This is a genomic window from Bradyrhizobium sp. AZCC 1693 (assembly GCF_036924745.1).
Classification (GTDB): domain Bacteria; phylum Pseudomonadota; class Alphaproteobacteria; order Rhizobiales; family Xanthobacteraceae; genus Bradyrhizobium.
Window position 1 is genome coordinate 4,700,310 of record NZ_JAZHSD010000001.1, and the last position, 15,060, is coordinate 4,715,369.

The 15,060-nt window shown below is 62.8% G+C and carries 16 protein-coding genes, 1 tRNA gene and 1 pseudogene; 13 read left to right on the plus strand and 5 right to left on the minus strand.

From position 1 onward, the window contains the following. From V1293_RS22390 to V1293_RS22400, 3 genes are all read left to right on the plus strand, one after another. On the plus strand, positions 1-1,239 hold the full coding sequence (locus V1293_RS22390; RefSeq protein WP_334512272.1) for an ABC transporter permease: 1,239 nt from the start codon (positions 1-3) through the stop codon (positions 1,237-1,239). Then, complete coding sequence (locus V1293_RS22395) at positions 1,236-1,955, plus strand: ABC transporter ATP-binding protein (protein WP_334512273.1); 720 nt, start codon at positions 1,236-1,238, stop codon at positions 1,953-1,955. The genes V1293_RS22390 and V1293_RS22395 overlap by 4 nt, the downstream gene beginning before the upstream one ends. Before the next feature lie 299 nt (positions 1,956-2,254). After that, positions 2,255-3,295 carry a serine hydrolase gene (locus V1293_RS22400; protein WP_334512274.1) on the plus strand — a complete coding sequence of 347 codons (1,041 nt, stop codon included), beginning with the start codon at positions 2,255-2,257 and terminating at the stop codon, positions 3,293-3,295. Positions 3,296-3,416: 121 nt separating this feature from the next. Here V1293_RS22400 and V1293_RS22405 read toward each other — a convergent pair. Beyond that, positions 3,417-3,506, minus strand: a tRNA-Ser gene (locus tag V1293_RS22405). 309 nt (positions 3,507-3,815) lie between these two features. Next, entirely contained in the window at positions 3,816-4,928 is a 1,113-nt protein-coding gene (locus V1293_RS22410) for an ROK family protein (protein ID WP_334512275.1), read from the minus strand. 396 nt (positions 4,929-5,324) lie between these two features. Between V1293_RS22410 and rplU the strand changes: the two genes are divergently transcribed. From rplU to V1293_RS22425, 3 genes are all read left to right on the plus strand, one after another. Next, entirely contained in the window at positions 5,325-5,792 is a 468-nt protein-coding gene (rplU, locus tag V1293_RS22415) for a 50S ribosomal protein L21 (RefSeq protein WP_334512276.1), read from the plus strand. A 90-nt stretch (positions 5,793-5,882) separates the two neighbouring features. Beyond that, entirely contained in the window at positions 5,883-6,152 is a 270-nt protein-coding gene (gene rpmA, locus V1293_RS22420; protein WP_028348532.1) for a 50S ribosomal protein L27, read from the plus strand. Between the two features lie 125 nt (positions 6,153-6,277). Further along, positions 6,278-6,874: a GNAT family N-acetyltransferase gene (locus V1293_RS22425; protein WP_334512277.1), complete on the plus strand. Its 597-nt coding sequence runs from the start codon at positions 6,278-6,280 to the stop codon at positions 6,872-6,874. 205 nt (positions 6,875-7,079) lie between these two features. Here V1293_RS22425 and V1293_RS22430 read toward each other — a convergent pair whose 3' ends face one another. Continuing rightward, positions 7,080-7,994 (minus strand): DMT family transporter, encoded by a 915-nt coding sequence (locus tag V1293_RS22430; protein ID WP_334512279.1) that lies wholly within the window; start codon positions 7,992-7,994, stop codon positions 7,080-7,082. 289 nt (positions 7,995-8,283) lie between these two features. On the opposite strand from V1293_RS22430, the gene V1293_RS22435 reads away from it, so the two are divergent. From V1293_RS22435 to proB, 3 genes are all read left to right on the plus strand, one after another. Continuing rightward, positions 8,284-8,766: a MaoC family dehydratase gene (locus V1293_RS22435; RefSeq protein WP_334512282.1), complete on the plus strand. Its 483-nt coding sequence runs from the start codon at positions 8,284-8,286 to the stop codon at positions 8,764-8,766. A gap of 118 nt (positions 8,767-8,884) precedes the next feature. Beyond that, positions 8,885-9,937 (plus strand): GTPase ObgE, encoded by a 1,053-nt coding sequence (gene obgE / locus V1293_RS22440; RefSeq protein WP_334512284.1) that lies wholly within the window; start codon positions 8,885-8,887, stop codon positions 9,935-9,937. A 92-nt stretch (positions 9,938-10,029) separates the two neighbouring features. Further along, positions 10,030-11,172, plus strand: coding sequence for a glutamate 5-kinase (gene proB / locus V1293_RS22445; protein WP_334512285.1), 1,143 nt, complete (start codon positions 10,030-10,032; stop codon positions 11,170-11,172). Between the two features lie 2 nt (positions 11,173-11,174). On the opposite strand, the pseudogene V1293_RS36210 reads toward proB, so the two are convergent. Together V1293_RS36210 and V1293_RS22460 are read right to left on the minus strand one after the other, a co-directional pair. Further along, positions 11,175-11,470 (minus strand): annotated as a pseudogene (locus V1293_RS36210) (type II toxin-antitoxin system RelE/ParE family toxin). After that, entirely contained in the window at positions 11,460-11,738 is a 279-nt protein-coding gene (locus tag V1293_RS22460; protein ID WP_334512287.1) for a type II toxin-antitoxin system ParD family antitoxin, read from the minus strand. Before V1293_RS22460 ends, V1293_RS36210 begins: the two are co-directional and overlap by 11 nt. A 195-nt stretch (positions 11,739-11,933) precedes the next feature. On the opposite strand from V1293_RS22460, the gene V1293_RS22465 reads away from it, so the two are divergent. The 4 genes from V1293_RS22465 to rlmH all read left to right on the plus strand — a co-directional run bounded on the left by V1293_RS22465 (position 11,934) and on the right by rlmH (position 15,051). After that, positions 11,934-13,226 carry a glutamate-5-semialdehyde dehydrogenase gene (locus V1293_RS22465; RefSeq protein WP_334512290.1) on the plus strand — a complete coding sequence of 431 codons (1,293 nt, stop codon included), beginning with the start codon at positions 11,934-11,936 and terminating at the stop codon, positions 13,224-13,226. Positions 13,227-13,257: 31 nt separating this feature from the next. Beyond that, positions 13,258-13,887 carry a nicotinate-nucleotide adenylyltransferase gene (locus tag V1293_RS22470; RefSeq protein ID WP_334512292.1) on the plus strand — a complete coding sequence of 210 codons (630 nt, stop codon included), beginning with the start codon at positions 13,258-13,260 and terminating at the stop codon, positions 13,885-13,887. Positions 13,888-14,119: 232 nt separating this feature from the next. Next, positions 14,120-14,473, plus strand: coding sequence for a ribosome silencing factor (rsfS, locus tag V1293_RS22475; protein ID WP_334512294.1), 354 nt, complete (start codon positions 14,120-14,122; stop codon positions 14,471-14,473). A 95-nt stretch (positions 14,474-14,568) separates the two neighbouring features. Then, positions 14,569-15,051, plus strand: coding sequence for a 23S rRNA (pseudouridine(1915)-N(3))-methyltransferase RlmH (rlmH, locus tag V1293_RS22480; protein WP_334512295.1), 483 nt, complete (start codon positions 14,569-14,571; stop codon positions 15,049-15,051). Positions 15,052-15,060 lie beyond the last annotated feature (9 nt).

Consider the following 15,060-nt stretch of genomic DNA (forward strand, 5'->3'; position numbering starts at 1 on the left):
GTGAAACTTCTGTTCAGCATTGCATGGACCCATGTCAGCTCCCGGGTGCGCCAGACCCTCGTGGGCATGGCTGGCGTGTCCATGGGGGTAGGCTTCACCATCATGATGGCGGGCCTGATGCAGGGTTCGCAGATCGACTTCCTGCGGCAGCTCGTCGACACCATGCCGCATATCACGGTCGAGGATGAGCGGCGCTCCGTGCCGACACAACCCGCAGAGCAGGAATATGCGGCGGTCCAGATGCCCGACATCGCCAATGTCGGCAAACGTCCCGGCATCAAATATCCGGAATCGGTGATGAGCTCGCTGCGCTCCTGGATCCCTGGCGACGTGGCTCCCTCGGTGAAGACCACCGCGATCATCAATCACGGCGGCGCGCGTATCGGCATCACCTTGAGCGGCATCGACCCCCGCCGCGAGATTCATGTCTCGAAACTCGCCTCGCAAATGCGTGAGGGAAAGCTCGACGACCTTTCACGTGCGCCGAACGGCATCATCATGGGCGAGGCCCTGGCTGAAAAACTCGGCGTGAAAACCGGCAACACCGTCCTCCTGATCGGCGGCCAGGGCGTCCAACTGAATTCGACGGTGGCTGGGCTCTATCGCTCCGGCCTGAAGCGCGTCGATGAGAGCCAGATCTATTCGCTGATGGGGCCGGCGCAGGTCATGATGGGACAAAGCGGGGTCGTCAACCAGCTGCGCCTGCGGCTGAGCGATCCGATGTCGGCGCAAAAGGTCGCAGCCCAGGTCGAAGCGCAGACTGGCTACAAATCTGTGTCCTGGCAGGAAGCCAATGCCGACCTGCTGTCGACCTTTTCCGTGCGCGACTTCATCGTGCTCACCGTGATGGGCGCGATGCTGCTGACGTCCTCCTTTGCCACCTACAACATCATCTCGACGATCACGCACGAGAAGCGCCAGGACATCGCGATCATGAAATCGCTGGGCATGCGCGAATATGCGGTGCGACGGATCTTCATCATCGAATCCATCATCATCGGCGTGGTCGGCATCCTGTTCGGATGGATCCTTGGTTACCTGCTCTGCTACGGCTGGTCGAAGATCACGATCTTCAATCCGCTGACGGGCACGACCGTTCCGCTGCAGATCTATTACTCGCTGATGCACTATGTGATCGCCGGCGGCATATCCCTGCTCTGCTGCGCAGGTGCGGCCTATTTCCCGGCGCGCAAGGCAACGCGCGTGCATCCGGTCGAAATCATCAGGGGGGCATCATGACTGAGGTCGCATTGCAGGCGGTGGAACTGGTCCGCCGCATCGAGGGCGCTGTTTCGCACACCCTCGTCAACGGCATTGATCTTGCGGTGAACAAGGGCGAGTTCGTCGCCATTACCGGGCCGTCGGGATCGGGCAAATCGTCGCTGCTCTATCTGCTCGGCCTGCTCGATGCGCCCAGCGAAGGCGAGGTCATGATCTGCGGCCAGCCGACCTCGAAATTGTCGGAGTCGGACCGGGCCGATGTCCGCCTGACCAAATGCGGTTTCGTGTTCCAGTTCCATTTCCTGCTGCCGGAGTTCACCTCGCTCGACAATGTGCTGCTGCCGATGCGGGCGGCCGGCAAGATGGCTGAGGCCGAGATGTGCGAGCGCGGCCTCTCCCTGCTGGGCTCGCTCGGGCTTAGCGAGCACGCCAACAAGCGTCCCAACCAGCTCTCTGGCGGCCAGCGCCAGCGCGTCGCCATCGCCCGCGCGCTTGCCAACCGCCCCGAGATCATCGTGGCCGACGAGCCGACCGGCGCGCTCGATACCGCATCGACCGAACAGGTGTTTTCGATCCTCCGCGACATCGCAGACCAGGGCCAGACCGTGGTCGTGGTCACCCACGATCCCGCGCTCGCCGCCCGCGCCGACCGCTGCATCCACATCGTCGACGGCAAGATCGCGGAGATCACCGGACGGGGTGGAGGGGAGCTGGTTTGTGAGGCCGCAAGTTAGTCCTTGGATCACATTTGGCGGAGGAAGGGTGTGAAGCCCGGCTTCATCAACCAATTGTGCTCAGCCCCCCGGTTGAAGTGATTGGGCTCTCACGCTGCGGCTTTCTAGCTTGGCATGCGCAGGCTTCCGATCGGCAACCTTCAGATCGCGGGCTCGTTTGCCTGCGCCCGGCGATCTCGCATGAGGTCCGTATGGCGGCGGGTTCGACGAGATTGTGGCTTCGCCGCTCAAGCGCAGGTCTGTGCCTCTCGCTCTTATTTGTGCTCGGCGGAACGCGAGCCATTCTTGCGGATCCTGAGATGGACGCGCACGTACGAGAAATCGTAACGGAGAACCTTGCTCCGGTGACGACGGCCGACCATCCAGGCGGCATTGCAGCCGCCGCTTACGTCGCCGGTCGGATACAGTTCTTCAATTTCGGGTTCGCTGATGAGGCCGAGAGGCGACCCGTCACGTCGGACACGCTGTTCAATGTCGCGTCGGTGCGAAAGTTGTTCGAGGCTACGCTGGTCGCGCTCGGCGTGCTCCGCGGCGAATTGAGGTTGGACGACCCCGTCAACAAATACGTCACCGAATTGCACGGCGACTATATCAGTCGGGTAACCATTGGCCAGCTCGTGACCCACACATCCGGTCTCTTGCTGCCGACGGATCATCCGCCGTGGCCGAACGCCTCGTACTCCCTGGCCGAATTCATCGACATGCTGAACGCCTGGACGCCGCACGCCGGCGAAGAGCCCGGCAAGCAGCGCATCTATACTCACGCCGGCTACGTCCTGCTCCAGCTCGCACTTGAGCGTCGCTATGGAGTTCCGATCGGACAACTTGTCGAAAGCCGTATTCTGACGCCCCTTGGCATGCATTCGACGCTGATCCCGGAACGCGGGCGGGATAACCGAGCGATCATGCCGCCGGAGCTATTACAGAAAACCGTTCAGGGTTATTCCGACCAGGGCACGCCGATTGGTTCTCCCGGAAACCAGCAGGGCTATTTCGACTTTCCGGGCACCGGACAAATGTTCTCCTCCGCGCGGGACCTCGTCACCTTGATGGCCGCGTGCATCGACGGCAACGTGGCCGATCCACAGTTGCGCGAGGCCTTGCGAATGACCCAGCGCGAGGCATTCCATTTTGACCAGGAGTTCGGACAAGCGATGGCTTGGGAAAATGTAGATCTCGGCGAACTCGACATCGTCGACAAACCGGGCGGTCTCAATAATGCGTCGGCGTATGTGGGACTGGTGCCGGCGAGAAGGATCGGGTTGCTTCTCTTGGCGAACCGTGGCGAACTTTCTCATGAGATCGGCCGCTATCGCATCCTCCCGGCGTTGGCGCGATAGCAGGTTGAGATTCAGCGGAGAAGTCGATCGTGATGGCCGGCTCGGAGGTCAGCCGGCCTGCTTGCACGCTACGAGGCGTACCGGGCGCTTTTCCTTGTCTGAGCAGTTGGGCCTGAGCGGCTGGCGGAGAGGGAGGGATTCGAACCCCCGATAGGCTTGCACCTATGCCGCATTTCGAGTGCGGTGCATTCGACCACTCTGCCACCTCTCCAAGCGCCGTGACGGGCAGATTCGGCCCGCGGTCGGGGCGAGTTCTAGGCGAGGAAGGCTGGGCAGACAAGGCGCGGGAGCGAGAAATTCGCGCCAGAACGGGCCGGAACGGCTGTAAGAAAAAATGGGGTGGGACCGCCAGACGCGACAAAACACTGACGGTCCCGTGCCGCTGCTTTGAAATCCTGGCCGGGAAGTGCGGCTTCGCCGGTCAGCCGGAGCGACGAAATGACGGTAGCAATGCAGAGCGAAACGGCAACGCGAACCCGCTTTTAACCTAACCAGTCAACCTTACCGGCCGCGGAAAGCGTCATTCCCGGCTCTTTTTCGCCTTCTTCTCGTCCTTGCCATTGTCCTTGCTGCTCTCCTTGCGCCGATTGGTGAAGCGCGCATTGCCGAGGCCGGTGCCGATGGTCAGCACGCCCCAGCGCTCGACGTCCTGCATGAAGGGAACTTCGGACAGGCCCTGCACCACGCCGTCATTGTGCATCAGCACGGCGGTGTCGTGATCGCCGATCTGCGGGATCGCCTCCACCAGGCTTGCGGGCAGGTTGAACTTGCTGCTCTCCCAATTGCCCGGCAGGTTCTGTGCGCCCTTCTCGATCGAGCCGTCCGCGTCGATCACGCCGGGACAGGCGATGCCGATGAAGGGCGCGAGCTTCAGGCCTTCGGCCTCTGTGGCAGTGATCAGGTCCTTCAGCATCTTGACCAGCCGCTTGACCGCGCCTTCGCGCGTCGGCTCATCGTCGGCGTGCCGCCACAGCTCGGATTTCCAGACGTCGGCTTTGGAAAGGTCAGGCGCCTTCTTCCAGCGGGTCTCCACCACGCCGCAGCGGATGTTGGTGCCGCCGATATCCACTGCAAGGATGCTGTCATGGCCCTCGAAAATCCACGATGGCGCCAAATGCAGCGTGCCGATCAGGCCGGCGTCATCGGGATGAAAGCGGATCGGCACCAGGTCGACGTCAAAATCCTCAGCCTTGAGGATGATGTCGGTGCGAGCGATGGCGATCTCCCCGACACGGCTCTGCCGGAAGCCGCCGCCGACCACGATGCGCTCGGTATCGGCCCACGCCTTGGTCTTGAGGAACCGCCGCGTCACATAGGCCAGCTCCTGGGCAAACTCTTCGATCGCGCCATGCACCAAGGCTGCGGCGCCAACATCGTCGCCGACCAGCGCCTCATCGAGCTCGCCCTTTGGAATCTCGCCGGCCGACTTTTTGCCAAGGGGATCGTCGCCGTTCTTCCTGAGCGGCTTGCGCAGGCTGTCCAGGATCTTGCGGAAAGCTCCCTTGCTGGCGCGGTCGCCGAGAAAGCCTTCGTCATCCTTCAGTTCGACGTTGAAACTGTCGACCTCGACCGACGGCAGGCGGGTGGCGCCGTGGCGGGCGATGCCCGTGGTCGTTATGATGTCTTCTGCCATGTGGCCTGTGCCCCTGCCGGATTTCGCTGGCGACAACGGGCGGGGAACCCATTGGTTTCAAAACTGGGGCGATGGCGAGGTAGCGAATGGCGGGTGGGGGCGGCGAATAAGGTACCCCATTCGCTATTCGCCACTCGCTATTCGCCATTTTCGGCCAAATTCTTCATTTTTGGCCGGTTTTTGGGTCACTTTGCCTTGACTCACGGCTTTCTCAGGCTATAAGTCCCCGCATCCGGCGCGGGATTTCTCGCGCCGCTTGTTTTTGCGCGAATTCCTTGGGGGCTTGCTCCCCGGCCGCGCGAAAATCGTACCCATAACGACTGACCAAAAAGCCGACCCGGGCAACCCTTTTGGGAATATGTCCGAGGCCGGGATCGAACACGAAGGAAAAAAACGATGTTCGCAGTCATCAAAACCGGCGGCCGGCAATACCGCGTCGTTCCGGATGATGTGCTCGAGATAGGCAAGATCGCCGGCGATGTCGGTACGATCGTGCAGCTTGGTGAAGTTCTGGTGGTCGGCGCTGACACGCCGGTGCTGGGCACGCCGACGGTGGCAGGCGCCTCCGTGGCGGCCGAAGTGCTGGACCACAAGCGCGGCCCCAAGGTGATCGCATTCAAGAAGCGTCGCCGCAAGAATTCGCGCCGCAAGCGCGGCTATCGCGACGAGATCACGGTGCTTCGCATCACCGAGATCCTGACCGATAACGCCAAACCTTCGATCGGCCCGCGGCCGAAGAAGGAAAAGGTCGCAGCCCCCGCCGCCGAAGGCGACGACGAGGCACCGAAGGCCGCCAAGAAGAAGGCGCCCGCGAAAAAAGCTGCGGCGAAGCCCGCCGCGAAGGGCAAGAGCGACAAGAAGTGATACGCTTCAACGAAAAGTTGAAGCGCGATAAAAAGTGAAATGATTCCGTCAAGGAATTGATCTAAAACTTAGCGAAGTCGGAGACGGGCCATGGCTCACAAAAAAGCAGGCGGTTCATCGCGAAACGGACGCGATTCAGCGGGCAAGCGCCTGGGCATCAAGGCCTATGGCGGCGAGCACGTGATTCCCGGCAACATTATCGCGCGTCAACGCGGCACCACCTGGCATCCCGGCCTTAATGTCGGCATGGGCACCGACCATACTCTCTTTGCCAAGGTCGAAGGTCATGTCGAGTTTCGTGCAAAAGCCAATGGTCGCACTTTCGTATCGGTAGTCCCGATGACGGAGGCAGCCGAATAGACGGTGGACACATCTTAAGTCCGCCGGGTCCTGTTGAACCGGCGGAGTCGAAAAGGGCTCCAAGGGGAGGCGGGAAACCGGCCTCCCCTTTTTATTTTGCGCATTTTCGCAATCAGGAGCCCGACATGTTGCAGGACATCCCGATTCCAACGCCTGCGCTACGCGAACCGAGTAGCTGCGTCCTCGAGACCGAACGGCTGACGTTGCGCCGGCCGACGCTCGCGGACGTAAAAGCGATTGCGCATCTCGCCAACGATCGCCGCATTGCGGAAAACACCCGCCGCCTGCCGCATCCCTATTCGCAGGACCACGCGGTCGAATTCGTGCGCGCGACGTCCACCAATAGCAGCGAGACGGTGTTCCTGATCGAACAGAACTATTCGCCCGTCGGCATGGTCGGCGTCGACCGCAGCGAGCCGGACGCGCCGGAACTCGGCTACTGGCTCGGCGTCGCGCATTGGGGCCAGGGCTTTGGCACCGAAGCCGCGCGCGCGGTGATCGATTTCTTCTTCGAGGAGTTCGATGCCGAGCACCTGATTTCAGGCGCCCGCGTCGCCAATCCGGCGTCGCGCAACATTTTGGAGAAATGCGGCTTCCAGTGGAGCGGCGTCGAGCTGCACCGCTTCGAGGCGCTGGGATCCTCGACCCCGGTCGACCGCTTCCGCCTGACGCGCGGCGTCTGGTCGTCGCTGAAGAACTGGGGGAGCTCGACGAGGAGATAGCGGTAGTCCTCACCGTCGCATCTCAGCGCTCTCTTTTCCCCTCTCCCCTTGTGGGAGAGGGTGGATCGAATGAGCGCAGCTCATTCGAGACGGGTGAGGGGTCTGTCTCCGCGGAGAGAGACCCCTCATCCGCCTTCCCTTCGGGAAGGCACCTTCTCCCACAAGGGGAGAAGGAAGAAAGCGCGCCGCTTCTATGCTTCCTCGCTCACGCCGGTGGATTGACCACCGCTTCCTCGTGGCCCAGCTGCTGCTCGCGCAGGAAGATATAGAAGCCGGCGCCGATGATGATGGCCGCGCCGATCAAAGTCGAAATCGACGGCACGTCGCCCCACACGACAAAGCCGAAGATCACCGCCCATACGATCATCGAGTATTGATAGGGTACCACGACGCTCGCCGGCGCCAGTTTCAGCGAACGGTTGATGCATAGCAGCGCGACGACCGACGTAACTCCCGCCACCGCAAACAGGCCGAGACTGCCTGATGTCGGCGTCACCCAGCCGATTGGTGACATCAGCGCGCCGAGCAGGAAGGTGCCGCCGAACTGCGAGGTCGTCAGCACGATATCCGGCGTCGCCCGCAGCGAACGCGTGATCAGCATCAGCAACGCAAACGACAGGCTGCCGCCGAGCGCGATCAATGCCGGCCAGCTCACGGTCTGCGTCGACGGGCGCAGCGCGATCAGGACGCCACAGAACCCGATCAGGATCGCGGTCCAGCGCCGCCAGCCGACGCGTTCGCCAAGCACGATGCCCGACAGCGCGGTGACGAAGATCGGCGAGGCCAGATAATAGGTGATGACGTCGGCGAGCGGCAGATAGACGGTGGCAAGGAAGAAGGCCGCGACTTCGAGCGTCGAAAGCGTCACGCGCAATAGCTGCAGCCACGGCCGCTCGATGCGGGAAAATTCGGCGCGCTGCTTCCAGATCACCGGCAACAGCACCAGCAGCGCGGCGCAGGCGCGCAGCCACAGCAACTGCCCGACCGAATAGGTCGCGACCATGTATTTCCCGAGCGCATCGCCGAACGAGAACATGAAGATCGACGACAGCATCAAGCCGATGCCGGCCAGCCGCGCGGAACGCTCGTCATAGGTGGAGATCTTGGCGAACAGGCTCATTGATGAATTCGGCGCTTCCCCGTCATGGCCGGACATAGCCGTCGAAGGACGGCGTCGCTACCGCTCGCGCTCCGGCCACCCACGTCTTCTTGTTGCTTCGGTGCTTTAAAGACGTAGACGCCCGGGATGTCCATAGCGACACACCGCAGGGCCCGGACACAAAATCGCGAAAACAACCCCATGCAAAGTAGAACGGGGCCCGGTTCGCAGCACGCGTACCAATTGTCGCAGCTTGACGGCTGCGCTACCGGTACATTCATCCATCTCTCGCAAGCGCAGGAAACCCGATATGACCGACTTCGATCCTGCCCAGCATCGCATGGTGAGCGAACAGCGCTGGTTCGAGGATTTCGTGCTCGGCGAACGTTTCGTGATCCCGAGCCGGACCCAGACTTCGGCGGTGTTCGCCGCGTTCCAGACGGCGAGCGGCGACACCCATCCGATCCACTACGACGTCGAATATTGCCGCGCGCGCGGCATGCCGGACCTGCTCGCGCATGGTTTTCAGACGCTTGTCCATACCGCGCCGGGCGCCGGCCTGTTTCCGTATATCGTCGAGGAATCGCTGGTTGGATTTCTTGAGCAATCGAGCCGGTTCCTGAAGCCGGTCTATGCCGGCGACACCATCTATCCCGCGCTCGAAGTGACCGAACTCATCCCCGGCCGCTCGACCGGCGTGGTGACGCTGCGCTCGACCGTGTTCAACCAGCGCAAGGAGCTGGTGCTGGAAGGGATGCAGAAGTTTCTCATTCGAAGGCGGCCTGCCTCGTAAGAGGGCCTTCGCTTCCGGTTCGACGCCGCAAAAACGGCCCGAAAATTAAGGCTTTTCGCCAATGTTGCGGGCCTTGAGGGTTGCCGCACGGGCCCCCCTGCCCTAACTAGTACAAATCATGAAATTCCTTGACGAGGCAAAGGTCTATATCCGCTCCGGCGACGGCGGCAACGGCTGCGTGGCGTTCCGCCGCGAGAAGTTCATCGAGTTCGGCGGGCCCTCCGGCGGCAATGGCGGCCGCGGCGGCGACGTCATCGTCGAGGTGGTCGACGGGCTGAACACGCTGATCGACTATCGCTACCAGCAGCACTTCAAGGCGCCAAAGGGCACCAATGGCATGGGCAAGGACCGCCATGGCGCCAACGGCAAATCGATCGTGCTGAAAGTGCCGGTCGGCACCCAGATTTTCGATGAGGATCGCGAAACGCTGATCCACGACTTCACCGAGCTCGGCGAAAAATTCGTGCTGGCGGAAGGCGGCAATGGCGGCTTCGGCAACGCGCATTTCAAATCCTCCACCAACCGCACGCCGCGCAACGCCAATCCCGGCCAGGAAGGCGAAGAGCGCTGGATCTGGCTGCGGCTGAAACTGATCGCCGACGCCGGCGTCGTCGGCCTGCCCAATGCCGGCAAGTCGACCTTCCTCTCCGTCGTCAGCGCGGCGAAACCGAAGATCGCCGATTATCCCTTCACCACGCTGCATCCGCAGCTCGGCGTCGTGAGTGCGCAGGGCCGCGAATTCGTGCTCGCCGACATTCCCGGGCTGATCGAGGGCGCGCATGAAGGCGCAGGGCTCGGCGACAGATTCCTCGGCCATGTCGAACGCTGCCGCGTGCTGCTGCATCTGATCGACGCCACCTGCGAGCACGCCGGCAAGGCCTACAAGACCGTGCGGACCGAGCTCGAAGCCTATGAGGGACATCTCGCCGACAAGATCGAGATCGTGGCGCTGAACAAGATCGACGCGGTTGCGCCTGACGAATTGAAGAAGCAGCGCGATCGGCTGAAACGCGCCGCGAAGAAGACGCCGCTGCTGCTTTCAGCCGCGACCGGTGAGGGCGTGCCGGAAGCGCTCAAGGCGCTGGTCGAGGTGATCGGCGAAGCGCCGGTTTCGCTGAAGGCCAAGGGCGGCCAGGACCCGTGGGCGCCGGCGACGCCGCCGCAGGGCTGATGCAAACTTGAGCCTCCGCCGGCCGCGCCACTTCCAAATCGGGGAGCTGGCGCGTATTGCTTCCCGACCATCCGCCTCATTCGACCGCACCCATGAAACGCCCCGCGCTCAAAAATTTCCGCCGCATCGTCGTCAAGGTCGGCTCCTCGCTGCTGATCGACTCCCATGCGGGCGAGGTTCGCGCGGCGTGGCTGTCGGCGCTGGCGGCCGATATCGCCAAGCTGCACGGCGAAGGCCGCGACGTGCTGGTGGTCTCATCGGGCTCGATTGCGCTCGGCCGCAGCCGTTTAAAATTGCCGCGCGGCCCGTTGAGGCTCGAGGAAAGCCAGGGTGCCGCAGCGGTGGGACAAATCGCGCTGGCGCGGATCTGGTCGGAAGTGCTCGGGGCTCACGGTATCGGCGCCGGACAGATTTTGGTGACGCTGCAGGACACCGAGGAGCGCCGCCGCTATCTCAACGCCCGCTCGACCATCGCAAAACTGCTGGAATGGCGCGCGGTGCCCGTGATCAACGAGAACGACACGGTTGCGACCAACGAAATCCGCTATGGCGACAATGATCGCCTCGCCGCGCGCGTCGCCACCATGGCGAGCGCCGATTTGCTGATCCTGCTGTCCGATATCGACGGCCTCTATGACGCGCCGCCCGGCGCCAATCCCAACGCCAAACTGATTCCGATCGTCGAATCCGTCACCTCGGAAATCGAAGGCATGGCGGGCGCGGCCGAATCCGAATTGTCGCGCGGCGGCATGTTCACCAAGATCGAGGCGGCGAAGATCGCGACCACATCAGGCACGCACATGCTGATCGCGTCGGGCAAGATCGAGCATCCGCTGCAGGCGATTGCGGACGGCGGTCGCTGCACCTGGTTCCTGACGCCGGCCAATCCCGTCGCCGCGCGAAAACGCTGGATCGCGGGCTCGCTGGAGCCGAAGGGCACACTGACCATCGATGCCGGCGCGGTCGCGGCCTTGCGCGCAGGCAAAAGCCTGCTGCCGGCCGGCGTGATCCGGATCGAGGGCCAGTTCGCCCGCGGCGATGCGGTCGTGGTGCGCGGCCCCGACACCCACGAGATCGGCCGCGGCCTCGTCGCCTACGACGCCGAGGATGCCGAAAAGATCAAAGGCCGCTCCTCGCCGGACGTGATGGCAATCCTCGGCGTCAGCGGCCGGGCGGAGATGATCCACCGCGATGATCTGGTGGTGGGCGGGCCTAGATCGACCGATCCCGCCTAGCTTCATGCCATATCGTCAGCGCCGATGTCCTGCCGGCTGTTCATCACGCGAACGACTTCGATGCCGTCGGAGACAGGGCTGTAGAAGATAACGTAGTTTCCGACTGGGAAACTGCGCAAATTCCTTCGCAGTTCGGACGTTCGCGCCCTGCCAACGGATTCTCGATGAGCATCTGAAAAACGTTGCCAATGCGATTGATCAGCCGCTCCGCGGCCTGAATGTCGTCAACGGCGACAAAATCCCAGATCGAATCGAGATCGAGGTCGGCCTGCGGAAGTTTGCGAAATTTATTCGGCACGTTTGCGCGCGGCCAGTCTTTGCCGTCCCCGCGTCTTTATGCCTTCGATCCATTCGGAGAGATCAACTTCCTCCATCGGCCCGCTGTCGAAGCCCTTCTGAATCTCGGCGCGCAACGCCTCAAGCTTTGCCTTGCGTCGCTCCTCCCGCTCTTCAACCAGCCGCAAGCCCTCGCGCATGACCTCACTGGCCGTCGAGTAGCGGCCGCTCTCGAGCAGGCCTTCGATCATTTCCTCGAAGTGTTTGCCGATGCTGTAGCTGGTGGCCATAGGTCGCTCCCGGATATCATAAAATAATATTTAATGATATTCGCTACAACCCGCAAGCCGAGGCTACCAATTATCATTCGACGACTGGGTCATTGACTTAGTCCGAAGCGCCAACCAGCCATGTCGGTTCCGGACCTCGCAAAAGCAGGATTTCCGTGCTAGGACATGGCCTTACTCTAGACCCCGAGACCTCCGATGACCGCCCCCCTCAAGGCAATCGACGGCAAAGCCGATCTGCCCGCTTTGATGACAGACCTCGGCAACCGGGCGCGCGCCGCCGCGCGGGTGCTGGCGCTGGCGCCGCCGGAGCAGAAGAACCGTGCGCTGGAGGCGATCGAGCGGGCGATCCGCGCCAACGCAGAAAAGATTCTCGCGGCCAATGCCGAGGACGTTGCGGAAGTGCGCGCCGGTGGGGCGACATCGGCCTTCATCGATCGGCTGACGCTGACGCCTGCGCGCATCGAGGCGATGGCCGACGGCGTGGCCACCGTGCGCGGCATCCCCGATCCGGTCGGGTCCGTCACCGAGAGCTGGCAGCGGCCGAACGGCATGACCATCGAGCGCGTGCGCGTGCCGCTCGGCGTGATCGGCGTGATCTTCGAGAGCCGTCCCAACGTCGCGGCGGATGCCGGCGTGCTGTGCGTGAAGTCCGGCAACGCCGTGATCCTGCGCGGCGGCTCCGACAGTTTTCGCTCCTGCCGCGCCATCCATGACTGCCTGGCGCAGGGCCTGCGCGAGGCGGGCCTGCCGGAAGCTGCGATCACCCTGGTCCCGACACGCGACCGCGCAGCTGTTGGATTAATGCTGTCGGGATTGGGCGGCGGCATCGACGTGATCGTGCCGCGCGGCGGCAAGAGCCTGGTGGCGCGCGTCGAGGCCGAAGCGCGCGTGCCGGTGTTCGCGCATCTCGAAGGCGTCAACCACGTCTATGTCGATCGCACTGCCAATCTCGAGATGGCCAAGTCGATCGTGCTGAACGCCAAGATGCGCCGTACCGGCGTCTGCGGAGCGGCCGAGACTCTACTGGTTGATCGCGCAGGCGCCGCGACCAATCTGAAGCCGCTGGTCGAGATGCTGATCGAATCCGGCTGCGAGGTGCGCGGCGACGACGTCGTGCAGAAGATCGACGCGCGGGTGAAGCCGGCAACCGACGATGACTGGGACACCGAGTATCTCGACGCCATCATCGCCGCGCGTGTCGTCGACGGCGTCGATGACGCGATCGCGCATATCCAGGACCACGGCTCGCGCCACACCGATGCGATCGTGGCCGAGGATACAAAGGCGGCCGAGAAATTCCTCAGCGAGGTCGATTCCGCGATCGTGCTGCACAACGCATCGACGCAGTTCGCCGATGGCGGCGAGTTCGGCTTCGGCGCCGAGATCGGGATTGCCACCGGCAAATTCCACGCCCGTGGCCCTGTTGGCGCCGAGCAGCTGACGAGCTTCAAGTATCGCGTTCGCGGCACCGGGCAGACGCGGCCATGAACGCCAGCCCGCGCACACGGTGACCCGGCTGATGCAATTGCAATCGGCCGCGCAAACCATCCCCTTCCATACCAACGGCATGCGCATCGGCCTGCTCGGCGGTTCGTTCAATCCGCCGCACGCGGCGCATCGCGCCATCAGCCTGTTTGCGATCAAGCGCCTGAAGCTCGATCGCGTCTGGTGGCTGCTGACGCCGGGCAATCCGCTCAAGGATACCGGGCGACTGCACGGCCTCTCCGAACGCGCCCGCGCTGCGCTCGAGGTCGCCGACGATCCGCGCATCGATATCAGCTGTCTCGAAGCTGTCATCGGGGTCAGGTACACCGTCGATACGATCATTCATTTGCGCCGCCGCGTTTCAGGCGTGCGTTTCGTCTGGATCATGGGCGCCGACAATCTCGCGCAGTTCCATCGCTGGAAGGATTGGCGGCGCATCGCTACCGAGGTGCCGATCGCCGTGATCGACCGCCCGCCGCAGAGTTTCCGGGCGCTTGCCGCCCCTGCCGCCCAGGCGCTGGCGCGCTATAGATTGCCCGAGAACCAGGCGGCCCGGCTGACCGATCAGCGGGCCCCTGCCTGGGTTTTCCTCACCGGCATGAAACTGAAGATGTCATCGACCGGCCTTCGGAACTCCGACGGGAGCTGGAAGGCAAAGAAGTGACAGTCTGGTTCGAAGCGGCAGGCGGGGCTCACTGGAATATTGAAACCATTAACCCCACATGCCTAATATAGTCGGCGGACGCCAGGATTCGGCGTTCGCGATACAGTGAAAGGAATGGTCCCTGGCCACATCTGTATTGTCCAAGTCTGTTTTACCCAAGGCGACTGGTAGCAAGACCAGCAATGGCAAGTCTGCCAAGACCCCGCGTAAAACATCGACACAAGCTGCGGCCTTGAAGGCGCAACCCGACGCCGACAAGACGCTGAATATGATCCTCTCCCGCCTCGACGATATGAAGGCGGAAGAAACGGTCACCATCGACCTTCGCGGCAAATCCGCCTTTTCCGACTTCATGATCGTCACGTCAGGCCGGGCCAACCGGCATGTCGGCGCGATCGCGGAAAACGTCACGAAAGCCCTGAAGGAAAACGGCATCAGGAACATCCATGTCGAGGGCTTGCCCAATTGCGACTGGGTGCTGATCGATTCCGGCGATGTGGTCGTGCACGTGTTCAGGCCCGAGGTGCGCGAATTCTACAATCTCGAAAGGTTGTGGGCGCAAAACCCTGCGGCGGCGGCGATCTGAACGCTCGGCCGATGCGAATCGGCTGAGCGCATGTAGTCTGCCCAGCGCGCGCGAAAAGCGCGCGTGCCGGAAAGTGCACGCCAGAAACAGCATTCATGCGCCTTGTCGTGGTCTCAATCGGCCGGCTGAAGCAGGGTCCGGAACAGGAACTGGCCGAGCGCTATCGCGAGCGCTTCGAGGACATCGGCCGCAAGCTCGGCTTTCGCGGCCTCACGATTCATGAAATTCCGGAAAGCCGCGCGCGCGACGCCGCGACCCGGATATCGGAGGAAGCCGCGGCGATTGCGGCGGCGATACCGGAGAAATCCGTGCTGGTGGCGCTGGACGAGCACGGCAAGACCGTCGATAGCGCGACTTTCGCCCGGCAGCTCGGCGATTGGCGGGATCAAGGGATTGCCAACACTATTTTCGCGATCGGAGGCGCGGACGGACTTTCGCCCGATTTGCAGCGCAAGGCTAAATTACGCATTGCGTTCGGCTCGGCGACCTGGCCGCATCAAATGGTCCGCGTCATGCTTCTTGAACAGATTTACCGGGCCGCGACCATTCTGGCCGGCCACCCCTACCATCGCGCGTAAGGCACGGTG

Excerpts from the sequence above, each read along its gene's own strand:
- V1293_RS22395 (WP_334512273.1), top strand. The coding sequence starts at position 1,236 with ATGACTGAGGTCGCATTGCAGGCGGTGGAACTGGTCCGCCGCATCGAG.
- rpmA (WP_028348532.1), top strand. The coding sequence starts at position 5,883 with ATGGCTCACAAAAAAGCAGGCGGTTCATCGCGAAACGGACGCGATTCA.
- V1293_RS22435 (WP_334512282.1), top strand. The coding sequence starts at position 8,284 with ATGACCGACTTCGATCCTGCCCAGCATCGCATGGTGAGCGAACAGCGC.
- V1293_RS22465 (WP_334512290.1), top strand. The coding sequence starts at position 11,934 with ATGACCGCCCCCCTCAAGGCAATCGACGGCAAAGCCGATCTGCCCGCT.
- V1293_RS22400 (WP_334512274.1), top strand. The coding sequence starts at position 2,255 with ATGGACGCGCACGTACGAGAAATCGTAACGGAGAACCTTGCTCCGGTG.
- V1293_RS22470 (WP_334512292.1), top strand. The coding sequence starts at position 13,258 with ATGCAATTGCAATCGGCCGCGCAAACCATCCCCTTCCATACCAACGGC.
- V1293_RS22430 (WP_334512279.1), bottom strand. The coding sequence starts at position 7,994 with ATGAGCCTGTTCGCCAAGATCTCCACCTATGACGAGCGTTCCGCGCGG.
- V1293_RS22425 (WP_334512277.1), top strand. The coding sequence starts at position 6,278 with ATGTTGCAGGACATCCCGATTCCAACGCCTGCGCTACGCGAACCGAGT.
- V1293_RS22460 (WP_334512287.1), bottom strand. The coding sequence starts at position 11,738 with ATGGCCACCAGCTACAGCATCGGCAAACACTTCGAGGAAATGATCGAA.
- rplU (WP_334512276.1), top strand. The coding sequence starts at position 5,325 with ATGTTCGCAGTCATCAAAACCGGCGGCCGGCAATACCGCGTCGTTCCG.
- proB (WP_334512285.1), top strand. The coding sequence starts at position 10,030 with ATGAAACGCCCCGCGCTCAAAAATTTCCGCCGCATCGTCGTCAAGGTC.
- rlmH (WP_334512295.1), top strand. The coding sequence starts at position 14,569 with ATGCGCCTTGTCGTGGTCTCAATCGGCCGGCTGAAGCAGGGTCCGGAA.
- obgE (WP_334512284.1), top strand. The coding sequence starts at position 8,885 with ATGAAATTCCTTGACGAGGCAAAGGTCTATATCCGCTCCGGCGACGGC.
- V1293_RS22410 (WP_334512275.1), bottom strand. The coding sequence starts at position 4,928 with ATGGCAGAAGACATCATAACGACCACGGGCATCGCCCGCCACGGCGCC.